We start from the raw sequence: 17170 nt of genomic DNA on the forward strand, positions 1-17170 counted from the left end.
GCCGATTGGCAAGTATTTGGACGGCCGCAAGAATTCCGGCCCTGGCTAAAAGCTTTCTACTCCGCGGGTTGCAGGTTCGAGTCCTGCCGGGATCGCCAACCGACGCTAAAAGGGGCTAGTCTAGATCGGCCACCCGCGGCGCCGCAGCCGCGTTCATCTTCCAACCTCGGCCTGATGCGCCCGCCACCACGACGCAATGGCCGCGGCCAGATCATTCCAGAGCTCCGTCGGAAGATCGGGAATGGCCACCCGGACGCTATACTGGTCCGTGGTGGCATCGTGAAACCACTCGGTCGCGGCGAAGTCGAAACCGAAGCTGCCGGCGTGACGGATGGGAAAACCCTCTCGGCGCAGTTCGTTGCTCATGTCTTCGGCGGCCCACCGCGCGCTCGCCTCGTCGAGCGGACGCCTGCTCCGAAGCGTGACGTAGAGGCCGTGGGTGAAATGGAGCTCGGCTGACAGCGCCGGGAGCCGTGCGGCAAAATATCGGGCCGTGCTTCGTCCGTTGCGCAAGATCGCCGCAACGCGCCTTTTCGTCAGAGCCCAGTAGGTTGCACTGCCCGCAAAGGGCGGGAAGTGCGCCGGCAACGCCGCGCCGCCGAGCAGCCGTACCGCGTTACGCGTTGCGGCGGCGAGCCCTTTGCAGTCAAGGCGCCCTGCCCGCCGCTCGTGCTCCTTGCCATAGACGAAAACCGCCGAGCCGAGTCGGCCATATTCCGCTCCGAGCGAATCGAGCTTGTTGTGGCTTCGCACCAGCACCAGCGGAATTCCGTATCGCCGGGCCCATCGCAGCACGCGTCTGATCCGCACGGATCTGCCGGCGAAACAGGTCGTGTCGAAGACCAGGAGATCGAGCCCCGAGCCGTCACTGCGGAGCGCCGCCTCGAAAGCGCCGGCAAAGGAGCAGGAATCGAGCAACAGAATTTGCGGAGAATTCCCCCGGGCAAACGCATCGCCCAGCGGCGGCTTCAAGCCGACGAGTTGCAGGTGCGGGACAAAGCTCCGGATCAGCTCCAGCGTTTCGCCGTAGGTGCTCGGGAGCACCAGGATGTCAGCCTTGTCGATGATCTGTGCGGAAGCAAGGAGCACAGCGGAGATCGCGGCCATGCCTGACGCGGTATAGATCGTCTCGCTCGTGCAGCCGCACGCGAGCTCATAGAACGAAGGACCGCGTACGCTAAGATCGGCCCGCTGGTAGTCATAACTGAACTGGAACGGCCCGCTGGCGGGATCGGCCGTGTGCGACCAGGCCGTCTCCGTCGCCTTCCACTCATGCAGCTCATGCTCCGCTCTCAGCGCCGCAGTGATCTGGAATTTGGACCTGACGACTTCGTCGACGGATCGCGGACGTGCCAAATCGAGCCGGTTTCTCAGACAATCATTCAATAGCCTGAGTTCCTGATGCTTTCGTTCCAGATAGGCTTCAAGCGTCTCCATGCGGATCTTGGATATGTGCCATCCGCAATTCAACGTCTGCGCCCTGCGTTGGGTTCAGTATCTGCCCGCGCGGCCTGCAACGAAGGCCGCTCTTCGCAGTTAACGACTGTGCAAGGAGGACCATATGGCTGATATCAGAGAGCACATGAAGATCATCGGCAAGGACGGCGCCCATGTCGGCACCGTCGACCGCGTCGAGGGCAACCGCATCAAGCTGACCCGGAAGGACAGTCCCGAAGGTCACAAGGACCATCATCACTACATCGACACGAAATATGTCGGCGCCGTCGAAGGCGATGTCGTCAAGCTGTCGGTGAACGCCGACGCCGTGCCGAAGACGGAAGCGGCATAACACAGCAAGCCCCTTCGGGGGCTTTTTCCGTGTTCACGGACCCGTTTCGGGGTTCGCCGATTCGTGTCGAGCGCAACATCGCTAAGCAGCAAACTTCGCAAATCTGTCGCACTTCAAGAAAGCGTGCGCAGGCCTGTCCAGCGGACAGCAGAGCCCTACCTATCCGGCATGCAAAAGAGCTGTCGAAGGTTATTGCGATGCCGCCATCCGATTGGACAAGAATCGCCATCACATCCGGAGTTGCCGCCACCGCCATGGCATTTTTGGCGATCGACGCTGCCGTGGACGTGAGCCCGAGCGGAATCGCGAAGCGCCTCGAAGTTGTGCAAGCTTCTCTGACGGATGTCGCGGTTGGTCACCATCAACTGGCCTTCGCCGTCCGAGCCTGGGCGCGTGGAGGCGACCAGACGCACCCGGCCGCGTATCGATCATGCATCCAGCGTCACGAGCAGAGGCCGCAGCCGGTAGGCATCGATCGCGGCGTTTGACAGTAGCAGTCTGCGCCGCTCGCCGCGCAGCATCATGCGGTCGATCCTGTTCAGGATGAAGCGGGCTGAATCCTTGGGTTCACCGGTTAGCAGACCGGATTGGTCGAGATATCTCCAGGCGATCTCGAAGGACTGTGCGCGCAATTCGGGGCCGGTCATGGCCGCCAACGCTGCTGCGGATCGAATGTTCCGAGATCTGAGCCGAGGTGGACCGCGCAAGCCGGCGGGCGACGGCGCGATAAATTTCTGCGCGTCATGGAACGAGATCACCACCGGCACGTTGCATCTGACGAAACAGGTGGTGCCGACCTACCAGCCCCGGTCGGCTTTGAAGAACCCCGGAAGAACCCCGTGCTTGTCCCCCGAGCACGGGGTTTTTCTTGCCACGGAAGGGGCTGTCGGCGGGAATGCGGCTAATCCGTCCGCTCCTCACGCCGGTCGCGGGCGAGCTGATGCCAAGCCAGGGCCAGCTGGATCAGGCGCTGCCGATCAGCGCCTTCGGACGCAGCGGCCCGCTTCATCGCGGCCTCGGCCTCGTGCTGTGGATCGTACTTGCTGCACATGTTGCCGACCGTATAACCGGCCGATCTGGACAAGCGCATGGCAATTTCGTCCGTATCATTGCAGAGAAACGCCGGCGTCTGGCGGAATTGTCACGTGAGACTCCGGAGATCGCTTCGACGCATGCAGGCATCGTGACGCCAGGGCCGAGATTCATTCAGACTGGTGTGTAATTCATGGTCTGTGAATTGCCTCACAGGCTGCGGACGGCATCTCCGATAAACACCACTTGGCGCTCCCTGGGCGCGAGCGCTTGCACCAGCGCAGAGGGCAGGATGGTCCGGTCATGACACACAAAGCAGCAGCCGAGGTGGTCGTCCCGACCCAACGACAAGGGTCCGCCCTGCTCGGCATCGCCTATCTCGGCACCATCACCATCTTAATGCTGGCCTGGATCGGCGGTCTGGTCTGGGCCGCGATGGCGTTCTTCAACTGGCTGGTATCTTGAAGCGCAAAGGCGATTTGGTCCGCCCGCTTGGGGGGCCGCCGCCGATGGTGCGCTAGAAAGATAATGCAGCACCTGCGAGAGCACGATCATGGCCCACAACGCCATTGCTGATCTGGATGGAATCCAGCATGAGCTACACCCCGCGAATCGTCCCGACATTTCTTTCGAGACTTGCGTGAGTGGCAGCGAGCGCCAGCGCTGGATTTCATGCCATCGCGGGGCGCCAGACGAAAGAGGCGGGCCAGAAGCCCGCCTCTTTGCTTCAAATCCGGCTGGGAAAACTCAGTAGCATGCGCGGGGATCGGCCTGCACATACTGACCGTTGGGATAGCGGTAGTAGCAAACGCCCTGAGCCAGATAGTAGCCGGGTTGCGAGGCGGCCGTAGCGCCGGCGATCGCGCCGGTCGCCCCGCCGAGAACCGCGCCTGCGGCAGCCCCCGTTGCGTTGCCGGAGAGCAGGCCGCCCAGCACGCCACCGACGATGGCGCCGCCCAGCGCGCTTGCACCGGGATCGGCTGGCGGCGGAGGCGGAGGCGCGTACGCCACCGGCGGCGGCGCGTAAGCCACCGGCACGTCGTCGATATACTCCTCGGAGATGTAGGCCGGCGGTCCGGCCATGCGCTGCGGATAATAATACCAGACGCCGCGGACATCCCACCACCAGCCGGAGCGGCCGTTGCGGACCTCGTGGCGCCAGCGTCCGCCCTCCCAGGCGCGGTTGCCGCGATAAGCGTGACCGCCCCAATCGCGCGCCGGTGCGGGGCCGCGGGCATAATTGCGCCCGGGCGGGCCGCCGGCATTGTGCGAGCCGGGACCTGCATGAGGCTGATCGGAAGGCTGCGGCGCGAGGCGGGCCGCCTGCTGCGGCGGAGGCCCCCTGCGCATGGTCTGATTGTCCTGGGGCGGCGCGCCGGCTCGCGACCCTGCCGGCTGTTGGCCGGCCTCCTTCGGCGGTCTGGCCTCCTGCGCCTGCGCCGACAGCGCGAGCAACGACATGGCCGAAACCAAGGGAATGATGACCTTCATGCGGCTGGACGCACTCATGCGTGTTTGACCCCCTACTCTCTCGATTGCCGTGCTCAATTGCCGTGGTTCCTGGCGCGATAGACGATTCTCTCACGCCGAGCTGATGCCGGCTGACATAACTGACCTGCTTGATCGGCCAAGTCCCGTTAAAAATGATTAAGATCAGAGCAATTTGTGGCCCGAAATGCTGCAGCGCTGCGCGCCGGACCGCTCCTAGCGCGCCGGCTCGATCACGTTGCAGTTGCTCCGCCCTGACATCAGGCAGTCCTGCATCTTGCTGGCGGCCGTGAGATCACGCGCGAGCCACCAGCCGACGCCCAGGATTACGATCGCAATAATCAAGCCGGCGACCGCGCCGCGGCGGTTGTCGCCCGATGGGGACTTTTGGGAGGATTTGGGCTTCGGGCCCGATTCGGGCTTGGACATGGCTACCAGACTCGGTCGGCAAGGCGCCTTTAGCACCTCTGCGACGTGGCGTCACATCCCGATCGTCCGGTCCAGTTCAGCCCCGGGTCGGCCGGATTGCATCCTTGCGCGAGGTCTCAACCGCCGGCGTCGTCCGCGGTGCACAGGTGGTGAGCACGAATGCGGTCCGGGTGCACTCCCAATCGGTGCCCAACACGGCGCTCTCGATCGGCTGCGGACGAGCTAGCAGCAACGCGGCACCGGCCAGCGCCGCCACCACGAAGGCAGCTCCGAGCGCCTTCAGGCTCAGTCGGAAGATCGTCATGCCCGTGCTCCGTCTCGTTGGGGCGGACGCTAGGCGCCGCTCCGCGTGCTCCCTTATGAGGGACATCACAATTCGGCAGTTTTTCCGGGCTACGAGAGCTCGTCGGGAGGCGATTTTTCGTTGACCTGATCGGCTGCGATTTGGGTGGCGTTGCGACGCGCGTCGATGTACACGCATGTGCGTCGCGTGGCGCCTGCTATGCCCAGCCGACGTACCAACAGGCAGTGATGTAGGATCGAAAGCGAGGAAGACAAGGCTGGTCGATGAGTGGATTCAGGGAACCCGGTTTCGCAGACCGTCAGAAGGCGGCGCAGGACGCACGCAAAAATCTTTTGAACAAATTCAAATCCCAACCCGGGCCGGATGATCCCGCGGTTGCGGCGAAGCGTGCCGAGCGCGAGGCTCTCGCAGCGAAGCGCGCCGAGGCAAAGGCCGCGCGCGAGGCGGAGAAGGCTGAGCAGAGGCGCCGCGAGGAAGAGGCGAAGGCAGCCGAGGCCGCGCGGATTGCACGCGAGGCTCAGGAAGCCGCCGAAAGGATGGCTGCGCTCGAGGCCGAGCAGAAGGCAAAGCGCGACGCCCGCTACGCGGCCCGCAAGTCCAAGCGGAAGTAGCGTTCAAACCAAATTGAACTGAGGCACGCCTCAGTTCACTTCTCCCATCGAGATGGCCCACCGGAGCGCGCGAATCCGCCGCCCCGATGGTCGATTGCGGAGGGCATCCGAAGCGCGCCTTCGCCTCGGCGAGGCGCTTCGCGACGACCGCGGATGATCAATTCTTCTTCATCATCCCGTCGTCTTTCTTCATGCCGTCTTTCGACATGTGATCCTTCTTCATGCCCTCGTCCTTGGACATGGTATTCTTCTTCGTGCCGTCCTTGGACATGGTGTCCTTCTTCATCATGCCCTCGTCCTTGCCGATCTTGTCCTGAGCAAAGGCGGCAGGCATCAGCGCGAGGCCGAGCGACAGAGCGGCAGCCGAAACGCCGAGCACGATGCGGGTGCGAATGGTCATGAGCAGTCTTCCCTTCGAGATGGTGTTTGTCAGCGACGGATGCCGCTTTCCTGTCGACGGAGTGCCACGTGGTGTTGTTACGCGCCGGCCGATAAATTTCTGCGGGCCCGCTGCCGTCCTTCGTCTGGCGTAGTCCCACGCAGATCGGAAGTGTGCAGCGCAGCACGACCGGCACTTGCCGCGGCATTCGGTCTCGAACTATCAGATGAGAGATCATCGGGTGTAAGACCGGCTAGGATGGGCCTATGCGCCGGGCTCGAAAACCCGGACCCAAATTCACGCCAAACAAGAACCGTGCAAAGAACCGCCCAAGGGGATCACACCATGCTCACGCGCCGTCATCTGCTCGCGACCGCCGTCGCCGCACCCGCCATTCTTCGCTTCGGCACCGGGACGGCGCAGGCCGCCACCACGCTGAAGATCTCGCACCAGTTCCCAGGTGGCACCATCGACAAAGGCGATTTCCGCGACCGGCTCTGCCGCATGTTCGCTGCCGAAGTCGCCAAGCGCAGCAATGGCGACATCGCCGCTGAAATCTATCCGAACTCCTCGCTCATCAAGACCAACGCGCAGTTCTCCGCGATGCGCAAGGGCGCGCTCGATATCAGTCTCTATCCGATGCCCTATGCCGGCGGCGAGCTGCCGGAGACCAATATCGGCCTGATGCCCGGCCTCGTGACCACCTACGACCAGGGCTTGCGCTGGAAGAAGGAACCAGTCGGAAAGGCGCTGTCCGACTTCCTCGCCGACAAGGGCATCATTCTGCTCACCTGGGTCTGGCAGGCCGGCGGCGTCGCCAGCCGCTCCAAGCCGATCGTCGCGCCTGAAGACGCCAAGGGCCTGAAGGTACGCGGCGGCTCGCGCGAGATGGACATGGTGCTCCAGACCGCCGGTGCCTCGGTGCTATCGGTGCCGTCGAACGAAATCTACGCGGCGATGCAGACCGGCGCCTGCGATGCCGGCATCACCTCGTCCACCAGCCTGATCTCGTTCCGTCTCGAAGAGGTCGCGAAATCGCTGACATCAGGGGCCGGCACCTCCTATTGGTTCATGCTCGAGCCGCTGATGATGTCGAAGGCAATCTTCGACAAGCTGCCGAAGAACCATCAGGACATCCTGCTAGCGGTCGGCACCGAGCTCGAAGCCTTCGGCCGCAAGGGCGCGCAGGACGACGACGTCGAGGTCGCCAAGGTCTACGAGAAAGCCGGCGCCAAGGTCTCGGTGCTCGACGCCGCGACAGTCGGCAAGTGGCGCGACATCGCCCGCGACACCGCCTGGAAGGACTACAGCGCCAAGACCGCAACCGCTGCGAACCTGCTCAAGCTCGCCACCGACGTCGCGGCATGAGCCACGGTCCGCTTCCGGATCGTGATGACCTGCCGAACGCTGCCGCAAGGACAGGCCTTGCGGCGGCGATCGATCGTGGCCTCGCAGTCCTCAACAGCATCATCGTCGTGTTCGCCGCGATCGCGCTGGTCGCGGCCTGTACGATCCTGAGCTACAGCGTGCTCAGCCGCGCGCTGTTCAAGGCCGCCAATTACTGGCAGGACGAGGCCGCCGTGTTCCTGCTGGTCGGCGCCACCTTCATGACGGCGGCCTATGTGCAGCAGAACCGCGGCCACATCGGCATCGAGGCCTTCGTCGGTCTGCTCTCGCCGTTCGCGAACAAGGTCCGACTCTGGCTGGTCGACGCCGCAACGTTCTTGTTCTGCGCCTTCTTCACCTGGAAGTCCTGGACCCTGGCCCATGAAGCCTATGTCGACGGCCAGGTCTCGAACTCGATGTGGTCGCCGCCCCTCGCCATTCCTTATTCGCTGATGGCACTCGGCATGAGCCTGCTCTGCATCCAGATCCTCGTGCAGCTTGCGCTGCCCTTCACCGGAGCCCGGCGGCCATGAGCGTCTTTGGTATCGGCCTCGCCTATGGCATCGCGACGCTGCTCGTGATGTTTTCGGGCATGCCGATTGCGTTCGCGCTTGGCGCAGTCGCAGTCGTGTTCATGGGCATCTACATGCCCGCCGCTTCGCTCGATACGGTGACGCAGAACGTCTACGAGGAAATGGCCTCGATCACGCTCTTGTCGATCCCGCTCTTCATCCTCAAGGGTGCCGCGATCGGCAAGTCGCGCGCCGGCCAGGATCTCTATTCGGCGCTGCATGCCTGGCTGCATCGGGTGCCGGGCGGCCTCGGTGTTGCCAACGTCTTCGCCTGCGCGCTGTTTGCGGCGATGGCGGGCTCCTCGCCCGCGACCTGCTCGGCGATCGGTTCGGCCGGCATTCCCGAGATGCGCAAACGCGGCTATTCCGGCGGCTTTGCTGCCGGCATCATCGCTGCCGGCGGCACGCTCGGCATTCTGCTGCCGCCCTCGATCACCATGATCCTGTTCGCCGTCGCCGCCGAAAAGTCGCTCGGGCGGCTGTTCCTCGCCGGCATCGGGCCCGGCCTCTTGCTGGTCTCGCTGTTCGGCGCCTATGCCGTGATCCGCTTCCGCCAGGAATATGCCGCCGCCGAAGCGATCTACAAGAACGGCGGCGCGGAAGCTGCGATCCTGCAGCGCGACGAGTATACGCTCGCCGAACGCTTCAGCGTGCTGCCGCGGGTGATCCCCTTCGTGCTGCTGCTCACGGGCGTCATGATCGCGCTCTATGGCGGCTACGCCACGCCGTCGGAAACCGCCGGTCTCGGCGGCCTCTTGGCGCTGGCGCTGATCGCAGCGATCTACAGCGTGTGGCGGCCGAGCGATCTCGCTCCGATCATGCGGTCGACGATCCGGGAATCGACCATGCTGATGATGATCATCGGCATGTCGCTGCTCTATTCCTACGTGATGAGCTATCTGCACATCTCGCAATCGGTCGCCGAATCGATCGTCGCGATGCACCTGCCGCGCTGGGAGCTGCTGTTCGCGATCCTCGTCATGGTCGTGGTGCTCGGCTTCTTCCTGCCGCCGGTCTCGATCATCCTGATGACGGCGCCGATCATCCTGCCGCCGCTCCGCGCCGCCAATTTCGACATCATCTGGTTCGGCGTGGTCATGACCATCGTGATGGAGATGGGCCTGATCCACCCGCCGGTTGGCCTCAACATCTTCGTCATCCGCAACGTCGCGCCCGACATCCCCTTGCGCGAGGTGATCTGGGGCACGCTGCCCTTCGTGCTGCTGATGATGCTCGCAGTGCTGCTGCTGTGCCTCGTGCCGGAGATCTCGACCTGGCTGCCGGATCTCGTGATGGGGCCGGACGGGAGCAGGTAGAGGGAACCGAACTGCCGTCGGGCGGGCAAAGCGACTTGTCCGCCGTAGCTCGAAGAGCGAAGGCGGAAGCATGCCCACCACTTCTGTCGCGATCATGGACAGATCGTGGGCACGGCGCTGCGCGCTTTGCCTCGCCTTACGATTTCTCCTTCCGCCGTGACTTCGGCGCGATCGCGCTGCCGGCCACCACCTGCAACAGATCCTTACGCACGGCTTCGATGTGCCGCTCGAGGAAGCGGCAGGCCTCATCGACCTTCCGTGCGCGGCAGAGCGCGATCAGATGGGCGTGCTCCTTCTCGGCGATCCCCATCGCCTTGGTGTTGGAGAGCTGCAAGCGGGTGTAGCGGTCGCTGGTCTGGAGCAGTGACAGCACGATGGCTCTTGTGCGCGGCTGCGGCGCATGAACGTAGAGTGCCATGTGGAAGTCGGCATTGAGCTGCCCCCATTCGCTGACGTTGCGCGCCTTGATCGCCTTCTCAAAGCTCTTGTGGATGTCGTCGAGCCCGTCGAAATCATCAACGGTGAAACGTGGCGCCGACTGCGCCAGCAATCTCGGCTCCAGGATGCGGCGCAAATCGAACACGTCGTTGATCTCGTCCAGCGACAGCTCGGAGACGATGGCGCCCTTCTGCGGCACGATGCGCACCAGCCCTTCCGCCTCCAGCTGAAACAGCGCCTCCCGCACCGGGATGCGGCTGACGCCATAAGCCTCGCCAAGCGCATCTTGGCGCAGCTGCGATCCCGCCGGATAGGTGTCGTCGAGGATCGCCTGCCTGAGCTGGTCGACGATCGCAGCCGACAGCGTGCGATGCTTCAGAGGCTGTTTCATCTGACCTTCTGTCTTCCTTCGCGATTCATCCGGCCGAAGCGGTCCCTCTCTTGCATGTTGAAGGCTTCAGCGAAAGCTAGAGTCCAGCAAAAGCCAGTGCCCAGCAAAAGCGCGTCCTGCCGCCGAAGTGACCGCAATCTCCGTTTGACAGCGCAAATGTATAAATTATACATTTGGCGATAGCACGACAAATCTCGAGGTTGGGGCCTCCATGATCGAACAGACGATGCTGGCCACGCGCGCATTCAGTGTTCGACGCATGATCGTCCGCGCGTCCAGCGCCCTGCTCGCGGTCGAGCGCCTCGCGCTGATGGGCCTCATGTACCTGCTCACCGGATTGATCCTGGTGAACGTCGTCACCCGGTACTCGCATTTCCCGATCTACTGGATCGACGAATCCGCCGTCTATTGCGTGGTCTGGCTGACCTTCATCGGTGCCTCCGCAATGACCCGGCTGCGGCTCGATTTCGCGGTGACCATGCTGACGGAGCGTCTTTCGGCGCCGCACCAGAAGCTCGCCAAAGTGATCTCGACCGGCCTCGTGGTCGTGTTCGGCGCCGCACTGATCGTCACCTGCGTGCTTTGGATGGACCCGATTGGTCTCGCCCGCGCCGGCTTCGACGGGCGCAAGCTCGCCGCCGAAACCTTCAACTTCCTCTACACCGAGCACACCCAGACGCTGAACTGGCCGACCTGGGTGCTGTATCTGACGCTGCCGATCTTCGCGGTGTCGATGACCATTCACGGCCTCGCCAATTTGCTGGAAGATCTCGAGCTGGTCCCGCGCACCTCGCCAAAGGGCTTTCAGCTCTCCGAGCTGGACGGGGTCAACTGATGATCACGTCAGCCGCCTTCATGGCTTTCATGCTGGTCGGCGTGCCGATCGGCCTCTGCCTGTGCCTCGCCGGCCTCGTCTACATCGCCGCATCCGGCAATCCCGTGCTGTTCCAGTCTTACCCGCTCCAGCTGTTCGGCGGCGTCGACAGCTACGGCCTGATCGCCATTCCGCTCTTCATCCTGATCGGCGAGATCATGAATGGCGGCGGCATCACAAGGCGCATCGTCGACATGGCGATGGCGTTCGTCGGCTCGTTCAAGGGCGGGCTCGCCTACGTCAACATCCTCGCCAACATGTTCATCTCGTCGATCCTGGGCTCTGCGACTGCGCAGGTCGCGATCATGGCCCAGATCATGGTGCCAGAGATGGAGAAGAAGGGCTACGACAAGACCTTCGCCGCGGGACTGACCGCCTATGGCGGCATGCTCGGCCCGATCATCCCGCCATCGGTGATGTTCGTGGTCTATAGCGTGCTCGCGCAGGTCTCGGTCAGCGACATGCTGATCGCCGGCATCGTGCCTGGCGTCATCCTCACCGTGATGTTCTGCCTCGTCATCGCGCTGATGGGCTATGTCTACAACTATCCCCGCGCAGACTATCAGACGCCGCGTCAGCGCATCATGACGATCCTGCGGACGTCTCCGACGCTGCTGATCCCCATCGTCATCGTCGGCACCATTCTCGGCGGCCTCGCCAACGCGACCGAATCCGCTGCCGTCGGGGCTGTCGCAGCAGCACTGGTCGGAAAATTCTGGACCAAGGAGTTCGAATTTTCCCAGCTGCCGCAGATGATGCTGCGCAGCGCCATCTACTCGGCAATCGTGCTGTTCCTGGTAGCAGCCGCGGCGGTGTTCTCCTGGGTCCTGATCTTCGGCAAGGTGCCGCAGGAGACTGCGGCCTGGATCCAGACGGCCGCCAAGGACCCGGTCAGCTTCATGCTGATCTGCAACGTCATCCTGCTGGTGATCGGCACGGTGATCGACGGCATTCCCGGCCTGATCATGACGGTGCCGATCCTGCTGCCGGTCGCGACCGACGTCTATCATATCGACCCCCGGCATTTCGGCGTCGTGGTCGTGATCAACCTCGTGCTCGGCCTGCTGTCGCCGCCGGTCGGACTTTGCTTCTTCGTTGCGGCCGCTGTCACCGGTGCCAAGCCGGGCAAGATGTTCATGGTGACGCTGCCCTTCTTCGTCATCTCCTGCGTCCTCCTCGTGCTGCTCTCGCTCTATCCGTCGCTCTCGCTGATCCTCGTCAAATAGGCCCATCCGAAAGGAGCCCGACCATGCCGCTTTCACGTCGCCGCTTTCTGGCCGCCAGTGCCGCCGCATCGGTGTTCGCGCCGTCACTGGCGCTCGCGCAACCCAAGGAATTCCGGCTCGGCCTGATCACGCCCAACGGCCATTCCTGGAACAAGGCCGCCCTCAAATTCGGCGAAGATCTCAAGGCGGCCACGAGCGGCCGCTTGAGCGTCAGCGTGTTCCACTCCGGGCAGCTCGGCAACGAGCCCGCGATGATGCAGCAATTGCAATCCGGCGCGCTCGACATGGGCTTCATCCAGGCCGCCGAGCTCGGCTCGCGCGTGCCGCACATCGCCGCGATCAATGCGCCCTATATCGTCCGCTCGACGCCTGCGGTCGCGAAATTCGTGCGGCATCCGGCGGCGGTGAAGCTGTTCGAAGTGCTGCCGCAGGAGACCGGAACGATCGGACTCGGCTGGGGCATCACCGGCATGCGCGCCGTGTTCTCCTCCAAGGATCTGAATACGCTGGCCGACATTCGCGGCATGAAGCTGCGCATCAATCCGACGCCGGTCTATCGCGATTTCTATTCCTCGCTGGGCGCTGCGCCGACTCCGATCCCGACGCCGCAGGTGTTCGACGCCATGGCCAACGGCCAGGTCGACGGCCTCGAGGCCGATCTCGAATTCTCCTGGAACCAGCGCTTCGACAAGGTGTCGAAAGTGATCCTCCAGATGAATGCCGTCTTCATGCCGATGGCGGCGGTCGTCTCGGGCCGGGTCTGGCAGTCGCTCCCCGCGGCCGACCGCGAGCTGATCACGAAGACGATCAAGTCGACGCTGGATGTGCAGATCGACGAGCTCGCCGGCAACGAGCCCGCGCTGATCGAGAATTTCAAGAACGCGCCGATCCCGATCCGTCAGGTCGACGCCAAGGACACCGAGGCCGTGATTGCCGAGTTCGACAAGATCTGGCTGCCAAAAGCCCCTGTCCTCGCCGAGCTGCGCAAGGTCGGCGCGACGCTCTGATCCCACTCTCGCCCTCACCGTCAATGCCCGGCGGATCGAACCATCCGCCGATCCAATTCCAATCGGAGCCAAGCAATGAGCCCACGCATTTCCTGGGAAGGCGTCTTCCCGGCCGTTACCACGCAATTCAATGACGACCTGTCGCTCAATATCGATGCGACAGCCAAGGTCATGGATGGGCTGATCCGCGACGGCGTTTCCGGTCTGATCGTCTGCGGCTCGGTCGGCGAAAACACCTCGCTGGAGCGCAAGGAGAAGGTCGCGATCATGGAGGCCGCGAAGTCGGTTGCGGCCGGCCGTGTGCCCGTGCTGTGCGGCATCGCCGAATTCACCACGGCGTTTGCAGTCGAGACCGCCAAGGAAGCCGCGCGCGCCGGTGTCGACGGTGTGATGGTGATGCCGGCGCTGGTCTATTCGTCCAAGCCGCACGAGACGGCTGCGCATTTCCGCGCCGTTGCCAGCGCCACCGACCTGCCGGTGATGCTCTACAACAATCCGCCAATCTACAAGAACGACGTCACCCCGGACATCCTGGCCTCGCTCGCCGATGTCGACACCGTCGTCTGCTTCAAGGATTCGTCCGGCGACACGCGGCGGTTCATCGACACCCGCAACATGGTCGGCGACCGCTTCGTGTTGTTCGCAGGTCTTGACGACGTCATCGTCGAGAGCGTCGCCATGGGCGCGGTTGGCTGGGTCTCCGGCATGTCGAACGCCTTCCCGCGCGAGGGCGAGACGCTGTTCCGTCTCGCCAAGGCAGGGCGTTATGCCGAGGCGATGCCGCTCTACGAATGGTTCATGCCGCTGTTGCATCTGGATGCACGCCCGGACCTCGTCCAGTGCATCAAACTGTGCGAGCACATCATGGGCCGCGGTACCGCGCTGACGCGCCCGCCGCGCCTGGCTCTGCTGCCGCAAGAGAAGGCGGAGGTCGAGGCCATGATGGCCAAGGCGCTCAAGAACCGGCCGCGCCTGCCGGATGTGGGCTTGAAGGCGGCGTAAGCGGCCTTAACTCGCCGCGCGCCTCCGCTTGGCGTTCAGCGCGGACGCCACGCGGCTCACCGGCGGCTTGCCCAGCACGGCACTCATCTCGTTGGTCGCCGCCAGCAGCCGGTCCATATCGATGCCGGTCCTGATGCCCATACCTTCGAGCATGTAGACGACGTCCTCGGTCGCGACATTGCCAGTTGCTCCGGGGGCGTAGGGGCAGCCGCCGAGGCCGCCCGCGGCGGCGTCGATGACGCGGACGCCCTCCTCCATCCCGGCATAGAGATTGGCGAGGGCCTGGCCGTAGGTGTCGTGGAAATGCATTGCGAGATTGGCGGGAGGAATGTTGGCGGCAACGGCGCGCAGCATCTCCCTTGCCTTGCTTGGCGTGCCGACGCCGATTGTGTCGCCCAGCGAGATCTCGTAGCAGCCGAGCTCCCATAGCGTGTTGGCGAGATCGGCGACCGCCTTCGGCTTGATCTCGCCGTCGAACGGGCAGCCCAGCACGCAGGAGATATAGCCACGCACTTTGACGCCATCGGCTTTGGCGCGCGCGAGCACCGGCTTGAACCGCGCGATGGAGTCCGCGACCGAGCAATTGATGTTGGCGCGCGAAAAGCCTTCCGAAGCTGCCGCGAACACCGAAACGACCTTCGCGCCCGCAGCCCGCGCGGCGTCATAGCCCTTCTCGTTCGGCACCAGCACATGGAATTCGGCGCCCTGCACATGGCTGACGCCGCGCAGCACGGCGTCCGAGCTCGCCATCTGCGGGATCGCTTTGGGCGAGACGAAAGCGCCGACCTCGACTGTGGTGAGTCCAGCCGCGACCAGCGCCTCGATGAAGGCGATACGGGACCCGACACTGACGGCCGTCTTCTCGTTCTGAAGGCCGTCGCGTGGCCCCATCTCGATGAACCGGATTTGGTCGCTCATCTCACTCTCCCGAAGGCTCGACCACAGCGAGTTCGACCCCCTCCTGCACGATGTCGCCGACCTTGCATTTGACGGACTTCAGCACGCCGGCATAGGGCGCGCGCAGCGTCTGCTCCATTTTCATCACTTCGAGCGTGAGGATCGGCGCGCCCTTGTCGAGCTTGGCGCCCTCCTCCGCCAGCACGGCGACGACGGTACCCGGCAACGGCGCCGCGATCTTGTCCTCGCCGGCATGCTCTTCGCTCTCGCCGCCGAACGGATCGACCCAGTGCAGATCGAAGCGGCCGTTGCGCGTGCGCAAATATAGCTCATGGCCGTCAATCACGGCCGCAACGGCAGATTTCAAGCCATCAAGCGTCAGATCGAATCCGCCGTCGCGCGGCGCAATCGCGAACGCCAGCTCGCGTTCGCCGATCACCAGCGTCGAGGCGCCGCTCCCGTAGTTCAGCGTAATCTTCTGCTCTGGCCCATGGCCGACGCGAAAGGCGAAGATGCGCTGGCGGCAGCCGACCGGCTGCCAGCCGAATGTCTGCCAGGGCGAATTCGCATCCGCCTGCGCTGCTTGCCGTTCGTCGTTGACGATTGCAGCCACCGCGGCGCACAGCTCGAGCTCGCCGGGCGCCGGCGCGGCCTGCGTCAGGACCGCCAGCTCGCGCTCGATGAAGCCGGTGTCGATCGCATTGGTCCGCACCTTCGGATGCGTCATCAGCGCCGACAGGAACGGAATGTTGGTGACGATGCCGCGGACGTCGGACTCCTGCAGCCCGCGGTTGAGCCGCTCGATCGCGACGTCCCGCGTCGGCGCCCACGCGATCATTTTTGCGAGCATCGCATCGTAATAAGGCGACACGCTGTCGCCCTCGCGATAGCCGGCATCGATGCGCAGTCCGCCGGTCTCGGCGGGCAAACGCCAGGTCGAGATCCTGCCGACCGATGGCATGAAATTCTTGGTTGGATTTTCCGCATAGACGCGCGCCTCGACCGCATGGCCGTTGAGCCGGATCTCGTCCTGCTTCAAAGGCAGCGCCTCGCCGAAGGCGACGCGGAGCTGCCATTCGACGAGGTCGATTCCGGTGATCAGCTCGGTCACGGGATGCTCGACCTGGAGGCGCGTGTTCATCTCGATGAAGAACACGTCCTTGCCGTCGGAGACGAACTCGATCGTACCCGCCCCGACATACTTGACCGCGCCCGCCGCCTTTCGCGCGGCGGCGCAGACGGTCTCGCGTTGGGCAGGATTGAGCGTCGGCGACGGTGCCTCCTCGATCACCTTCTGGTGCCGGCGCTGGAGCGTGCACTCGCGCTCGAACAGGGACAAGAGATTGCCGTGGCTGTCGCCGATCACCTGCACCTCGATGTGCCGGGGATTGTCGACATATTTCTCGATCAGCATGCGGTCATCGCCGAACGCAGCCTTGGCTTCGCGTTTGGCGCTGACGATCGCAGGCCCGAGTTCGGCCGCCGAGCGCACGATCCTCATACCGCGGCCGCCGCCGCCGGCCGACGCCTTCACCAGGATGGGGAAGCCGATCCTGTCCGCAGCCTTCGAAAGAGTCGCCTCGTCCTGGGCTTCGCCGTGATAGCCGGGCACCAGCGGCACGCCAGCCTTCTCCATCAGCGCCTTGGAGCCGGATTTCGAGCCCATCGCATTCATCATCTCGGCGGTCGGCCCGACGAAAACAAGGCCCGCATCGAGGCAGGCCCGCGCGAAGTCTGCATTCTCCGACAGGAAGCCGTAGCCGGGATGCACCGCTTCCGCCCCGGTCTTGCGCGCGGCCTCGATCAGCCGCTCGACATTGAGATAGCTGTCGCGTGCCCGCGCCGGCCCGAGCAGCACGGCCTCGTCGGCGAGCGCGACATGCATCGCGTCGCGATCGGCCTCGGAGTAGACCGCGACCGTGCGCAGGCCCATGGCCCGCGCAGTGCGGATGACGCGGCAGGCGATCTCGCCGCGGTTGGCGATCAGGAGCGTGCGAAATCGCCGGTAGAGCTTTGAGCGGTCCATCGC

General features: G+C 64.1%; 20 protein-coding genes. 10 read left to right on the forward strand and 10 right to left on the reverse strand.

Annotation, left to right across the window (positions count from 1 at the left end):
• Positions 1–153: 153 nt before the first annotated feature.
• The gene (locus IVA87_RS01960) at positions 154–1437 is read right to left on the reverse strand and encodes a hypothetical protein (protein ID WP_247332538.1); all 1284 of its coding nucleotides are present in this window, start codon (positions 1435–1437) and stop codon (positions 154–156) included.
• A 124-nt stretch (positions 1438–1561) separates the two neighbouring features.
• Between IVA87_RS01960 and IVA87_RS01965 the strand changes: the two genes are divergently transcribed.
• A complete protein-coding gene (locus IVA87_RS01965) occupies positions 1562–1789 on the forward strand; it encodes a DUF2171 domain-containing protein (protein WP_027574503.1) in 228 nt (75 codons plus the stop codon).
• 428 nt (positions 1790–2217) lie between these two features.
• Here IVA87_RS01965 and IVA87_RS01970 read toward each other — a convergent pair whose 3' ends face one another.
• Both IVA87_RS01970 and IVA87_RS01975 read right to left on the reverse strand, forming a co-directional pair.
• Positions 2218–2436 (reverse strand): hypothetical protein, encoded by a 219-nt coding sequence (locus IVA87_RS01970; protein ID WP_247332615.1) that lies wholly within the window; start codon positions 2434–2436, stop codon positions 2218–2220.
• A 254-nt stretch (positions 2437–2690) separates the two neighbouring features.
• Positions 2691–2879: a hypothetical protein gene (locus IVA87_RS01975; protein ID WP_247332539.1), complete on the reverse strand. Its 189-nt coding sequence runs from the start codon at positions 2877–2879 to the stop codon at positions 2691–2693.
• A gap of 245 nt (positions 2880–3124) precedes the next feature.
• Between IVA87_RS01975 and IVA87_RS01980 the strand changes: the two genes are divergently transcribed.
• Positions 3125–3286 (forward strand): hypothetical protein, encoded by a 162-nt coding sequence (locus IVA87_RS01980; RefSeq protein ID WP_247332541.1) that lies wholly within the window; start codon positions 3125–3127, stop codon positions 3284–3286.
• A 282-nt stretch (positions 3287–3568) separates the two neighbouring features.
• Here the strand turns inward: IVA87_RS01980 and IVA87_RS01985 are convergent, their stop codons facing one another.
• The 3 genes from IVA87_RS01985 to IVA87_RS01995 all read right to left on the reverse strand — a co-directional run bounded on the left by IVA87_RS01985 (position 3569) and on the right by IVA87_RS01995 (position 5042).
• Positions 3569–4330, reverse strand: a complete 762-nt coding sequence (locus tag IVA87_RS01985; RefSeq protein WP_247332543.1) for a hypothetical protein — start codon at positions 4328–4330, stop codon at positions 3569–3571.
• Between the two features lie 195 nt (positions 4331–4525).
• Positions 4526–4738 carry a hypothetical protein gene (locus tag IVA87_RS01990; protein WP_247281046.1) on the reverse strand — a complete coding sequence of 71 codons (213 nt, stop codon included), beginning with the start codon at positions 4736–4738 and terminating at the stop codon, positions 4526–4528.
• A gap of 76 nt (positions 4739–4814) precedes the next feature.
• Complete coding sequence (locus tag IVA87_RS01995) at positions 4815–5042, reverse strand: hypothetical protein (protein WP_247332544.1); 228 nt, start codon at positions 5040–5042, stop codon at positions 4815–4817.
• Between the two features lie 263 nt (positions 5043–5305).
• Between IVA87_RS01995 and IVA87_RS02000 the strand changes: the two genes are divergently transcribed.
• Complete coding sequence (locus tag IVA87_RS02000) at positions 5306–5653, forward strand: DUF6481 family protein (protein ID WP_247300834.1); 348 nt, start codon at positions 5306–5308, stop codon at positions 5651–5653.
• Positions 5654–5810: 157 nt separating this feature from the next.
• Here IVA87_RS02000 and IVA87_RS02005 read toward each other — a convergent pair whose 3' ends face one another.
• Positions 5811–6053, reverse strand: coding sequence for a pentapeptide MXKDX repeat protein (locus tag IVA87_RS02005; RefSeq protein ID WP_247332546.1), 243 nt, complete (start codon positions 6051–6053; stop codon positions 5811–5813).
• Between the two features lie 324 nt (positions 6054–6377).
• Here IVA87_RS02005 and dctP point away from each other — a divergent pair, with 324 nt between their 5' ends.
• Genes dctP through IVA87_RS02020 form a run of 3 tightly spaced genes read left to right on the forward strand, consistent with a single transcriptional unit; the run spans position 6378 to position 9306 of the window.
• Positions 6378–7400: a TRAP transporter substrate-binding protein DctP gene (gene dctP / locus IVA87_RS02010; protein ID WP_247332548.1), complete on the forward strand. Its 1023-nt coding sequence runs from the start codon at positions 6378–6380 to the stop codon at positions 7398–7400.
• Complete coding sequence (locus IVA87_RS02015; protein ID WP_247300836.1) at positions 7397–7951, forward strand: TRAP transporter small permease; 555 nt, start codon at positions 7397–7399, stop codon at positions 7949–7951. Before dctP ends, IVA87_RS02015 begins: the two co-directional genes overlap by 4 nt.
• Complete coding sequence (locus tag IVA87_RS02020; RefSeq protein WP_247281040.1) at positions 7948–9306, forward strand: TRAP transporter large permease; 1359 nt, start codon at positions 7948–7950, stop codon at positions 9304–9306. Before IVA87_RS02015 ends, IVA87_RS02020 begins: the two co-directional genes overlap by 4 nt.
• Positions 9307–9442: 136 nt before the next feature.
• Here the strand turns inward: IVA87_RS02020 and IVA87_RS02025 are convergent, their stop codons facing one another.
• Entirely contained in the window at positions 9443–10135 is a 693-nt protein-coding gene (locus IVA87_RS02025; RefSeq protein ID WP_247332550.1) for a GntR family transcriptional regulator, read from the reverse strand.
• 226 nt (positions 10136–10361) lie between these two features.
• Between IVA87_RS02025 and IVA87_RS02030 the strand changes: the two genes are divergently transcribed.
• From IVA87_RS02030 to IVA87_RS02045, 4 genes are all read left to right on the forward strand, one after another.
• On the forward strand, positions 10362–10970 hold the full coding sequence (locus IVA87_RS02030; protein ID WP_247332617.1) for a TRAP transporter small permease: 609 nt from the start codon (positions 10362–10364) through the stop codon (positions 10968–10970).
• On the forward strand, positions 10970–12235 hold the full coding sequence (locus IVA87_RS02035) for a TRAP transporter large permease (protein WP_247300839.1): 1266 nt from the start codon (positions 10970–10972) through the stop codon (positions 12233–12235). Before IVA87_RS02030 ends, IVA87_RS02035 begins: the two co-directional genes overlap by 1 nt.
• Positions 12236–12258: 23 nt before the next feature.
• Positions 12259–13242, forward strand: coding sequence for a TRAP transporter substrate-binding protein (locus tag IVA87_RS02040; RefSeq protein ID WP_247332552.1), 984 nt, complete (start codon positions 12259–12261; stop codon positions 13240–13242).
• A 75-nt stretch (positions 13243–13317) separates the two neighbouring features.
• Positions 13318–14244: a dihydrodipicolinate synthase family protein gene (locus tag IVA87_RS02045; RefSeq protein WP_247332555.1), complete on the forward strand. Its 927-nt coding sequence runs from the start codon at positions 13318–13320 to the stop codon at positions 14242–14244.
• Positions 14245–14250: 6 nt separating this feature from the next.
• On the opposite strand, the gene IVA87_RS02050 is transcribed toward IVA87_RS02045, so the two are convergent.
• Both IVA87_RS02050 and IVA87_RS02055 read right to left on the reverse strand, forming a co-directional pair.
• Positions 14251–15162: a hydroxymethylglutaryl-CoA lyase gene (locus IVA87_RS02050; protein ID WP_247332558.1), complete on the reverse strand. Its 912-nt coding sequence runs from the start codon at positions 15160–15162 to the stop codon at positions 14251–14253.
• A 1-nt stretch (position 15163) separates the two neighbouring features.
• Complete coding sequence (locus tag IVA87_RS02055; RefSeq protein ID WP_247332561.1) at positions 15164–17167, reverse strand: acetyl/propionyl/methylcrotonyl-CoA carboxylase subunit alpha; 2004 nt, start codon at positions 17165–17167, stop codon at positions 15164–15166.
• Positions 17168–17170: the final 3 nt, after the last annotated feature.

Source organism: Bradyrhizobium sp. 147 (genome assembly GCF_023073935.1).
Lineage (GTDB): Bacteria > Pseudomonadota > Alphaproteobacteria > Rhizobiales > Xanthobacteraceae > Bradyrhizobium.

Excerpts from the sequence above, each read along its gene's own strand:
- IVA87_RS01960 (WP_247332538.1), bottom strand. The coding sequence starts at position 1,437 with ATGGAGACGCTTGAAGCCTATCTGGAACGAAAGCATCAGGAACTCAGG.
- IVA87_RS01965 (WP_027574503.1), top strand. The coding sequence starts at position 1,562 with ATGGCTGATATCAGAGAGCACATGAAGATCATCGGCAAGGACGGCGCC.
- IVA87_RS01970 (WP_247332615.1), bottom strand. The coding sequence starts at position 2,436 with ATGACCGGCCCCGAATTGCGCGCACAGTCCTTCGAGATCGCCTGGAGA.
- IVA87_RS01975 (WP_247332539.1), bottom strand. The coding sequence starts at position 2,879 with ATGCGCTTGTCCAGATCGGCCGGTTATACGGTCGGCAACATGTGCAGC.
- IVA87_RS01980 (WP_247332541.1), top strand. The coding sequence starts at position 3,125 with ATGACACACAAAGCAGCAGCCGAGGTGGTCGTCCCGACCCAACGACAA.
- IVA87_RS01985 (WP_247332543.1), bottom strand. The coding sequence starts at position 4,330 with ATGAGTGCGTCCAGCCGCATGAAGGTCATCATTCCCTTGGTTTCGGCC.
- IVA87_RS01990 (WP_247281046.1), bottom strand. The coding sequence starts at position 4,738 with ATGTCCAAGCCCGAATCGGGCCCGAAGCCCAAATCCTCCCAAAAGTCC.
- IVA87_RS01995 (WP_247332544.1), bottom strand. The coding sequence starts at position 5,042 with ATGACGATCTTCCGACTGAGCCTGAAGGCGCTCGGAGCTGCCTTCGTG.
- IVA87_RS02000 (WP_247300834.1), top strand. The coding sequence starts at position 5,306 with ATGAGTGGATTCAGGGAACCCGGTTTCGCAGACCGTCAGAAGGCGGCG.
- IVA87_RS02005 (WP_247332546.1), bottom strand. The coding sequence starts at position 6,053 with ATGACCATTCGCACCCGCATCGTGCTCGGCGTTTCGGCTGCCGCTCTG.
- dctP (WP_247332548.1), top strand. The coding sequence starts at position 6,378 with ATGCTCACGCGCCGTCATCTGCTCGCGACCGCCGTCGCCGCACCCGCC.
- IVA87_RS02015 (WP_247300836.1), top strand. The coding sequence starts at position 7,397 with ATGAGCCACGGTCCGCTTCCGGATCGTGATGACCTGCCGAACGCTGCC.
- IVA87_RS02020 (WP_247281040.1), top strand. The coding sequence starts at position 7,948 with ATGAGCGTCTTTGGTATCGGCCTCGCCTATGGCATCGCGACGCTGCTC.
- IVA87_RS02025 (WP_247332550.1), bottom strand. The coding sequence starts at position 10,135 with ATGAAACAGCCTCTGAAGCATCGCACGCTGTCGGCTGCGATCGTCGAC.
- IVA87_RS02030 (WP_247332617.1), top strand. The coding sequence starts at position 10,362 with ATGCTGGCCACGCGCGCATTCAGTGTTCGACGCATGATCGTCCGCGCG.
- IVA87_RS02035 (WP_247300839.1), top strand. The coding sequence starts at position 10,970 with ATGATCACGTCAGCCGCCTTCATGGCTTTCATGCTGGTCGGCGTGCCG.
- IVA87_RS02040 (WP_247332552.1), top strand. The coding sequence starts at position 12,259 with ATGCCGCTTTCACGTCGCCGCTTTCTGGCCGCCAGTGCCGCCGCATCG.
- IVA87_RS02045 (WP_247332555.1), top strand. The coding sequence starts at position 13,318 with ATGAGCCCACGCATTTCCTGGGAAGGCGTCTTCCCGGCCGTTACCACG.
- IVA87_RS02050 (WP_247332558.1), bottom strand. The coding sequence starts at position 15,162 with ATGAGCGACCAAATCCGGTTCATCGAGATGGGGCCACGCGACGGCCTT.
- IVA87_RS02055 (WP_247332561.1), bottom strand. The coding sequence starts at position 17,167 with ATGGACCGCTCAAAGCTCTACCGGCGATTTCGCACGCTCCTGATCGCC.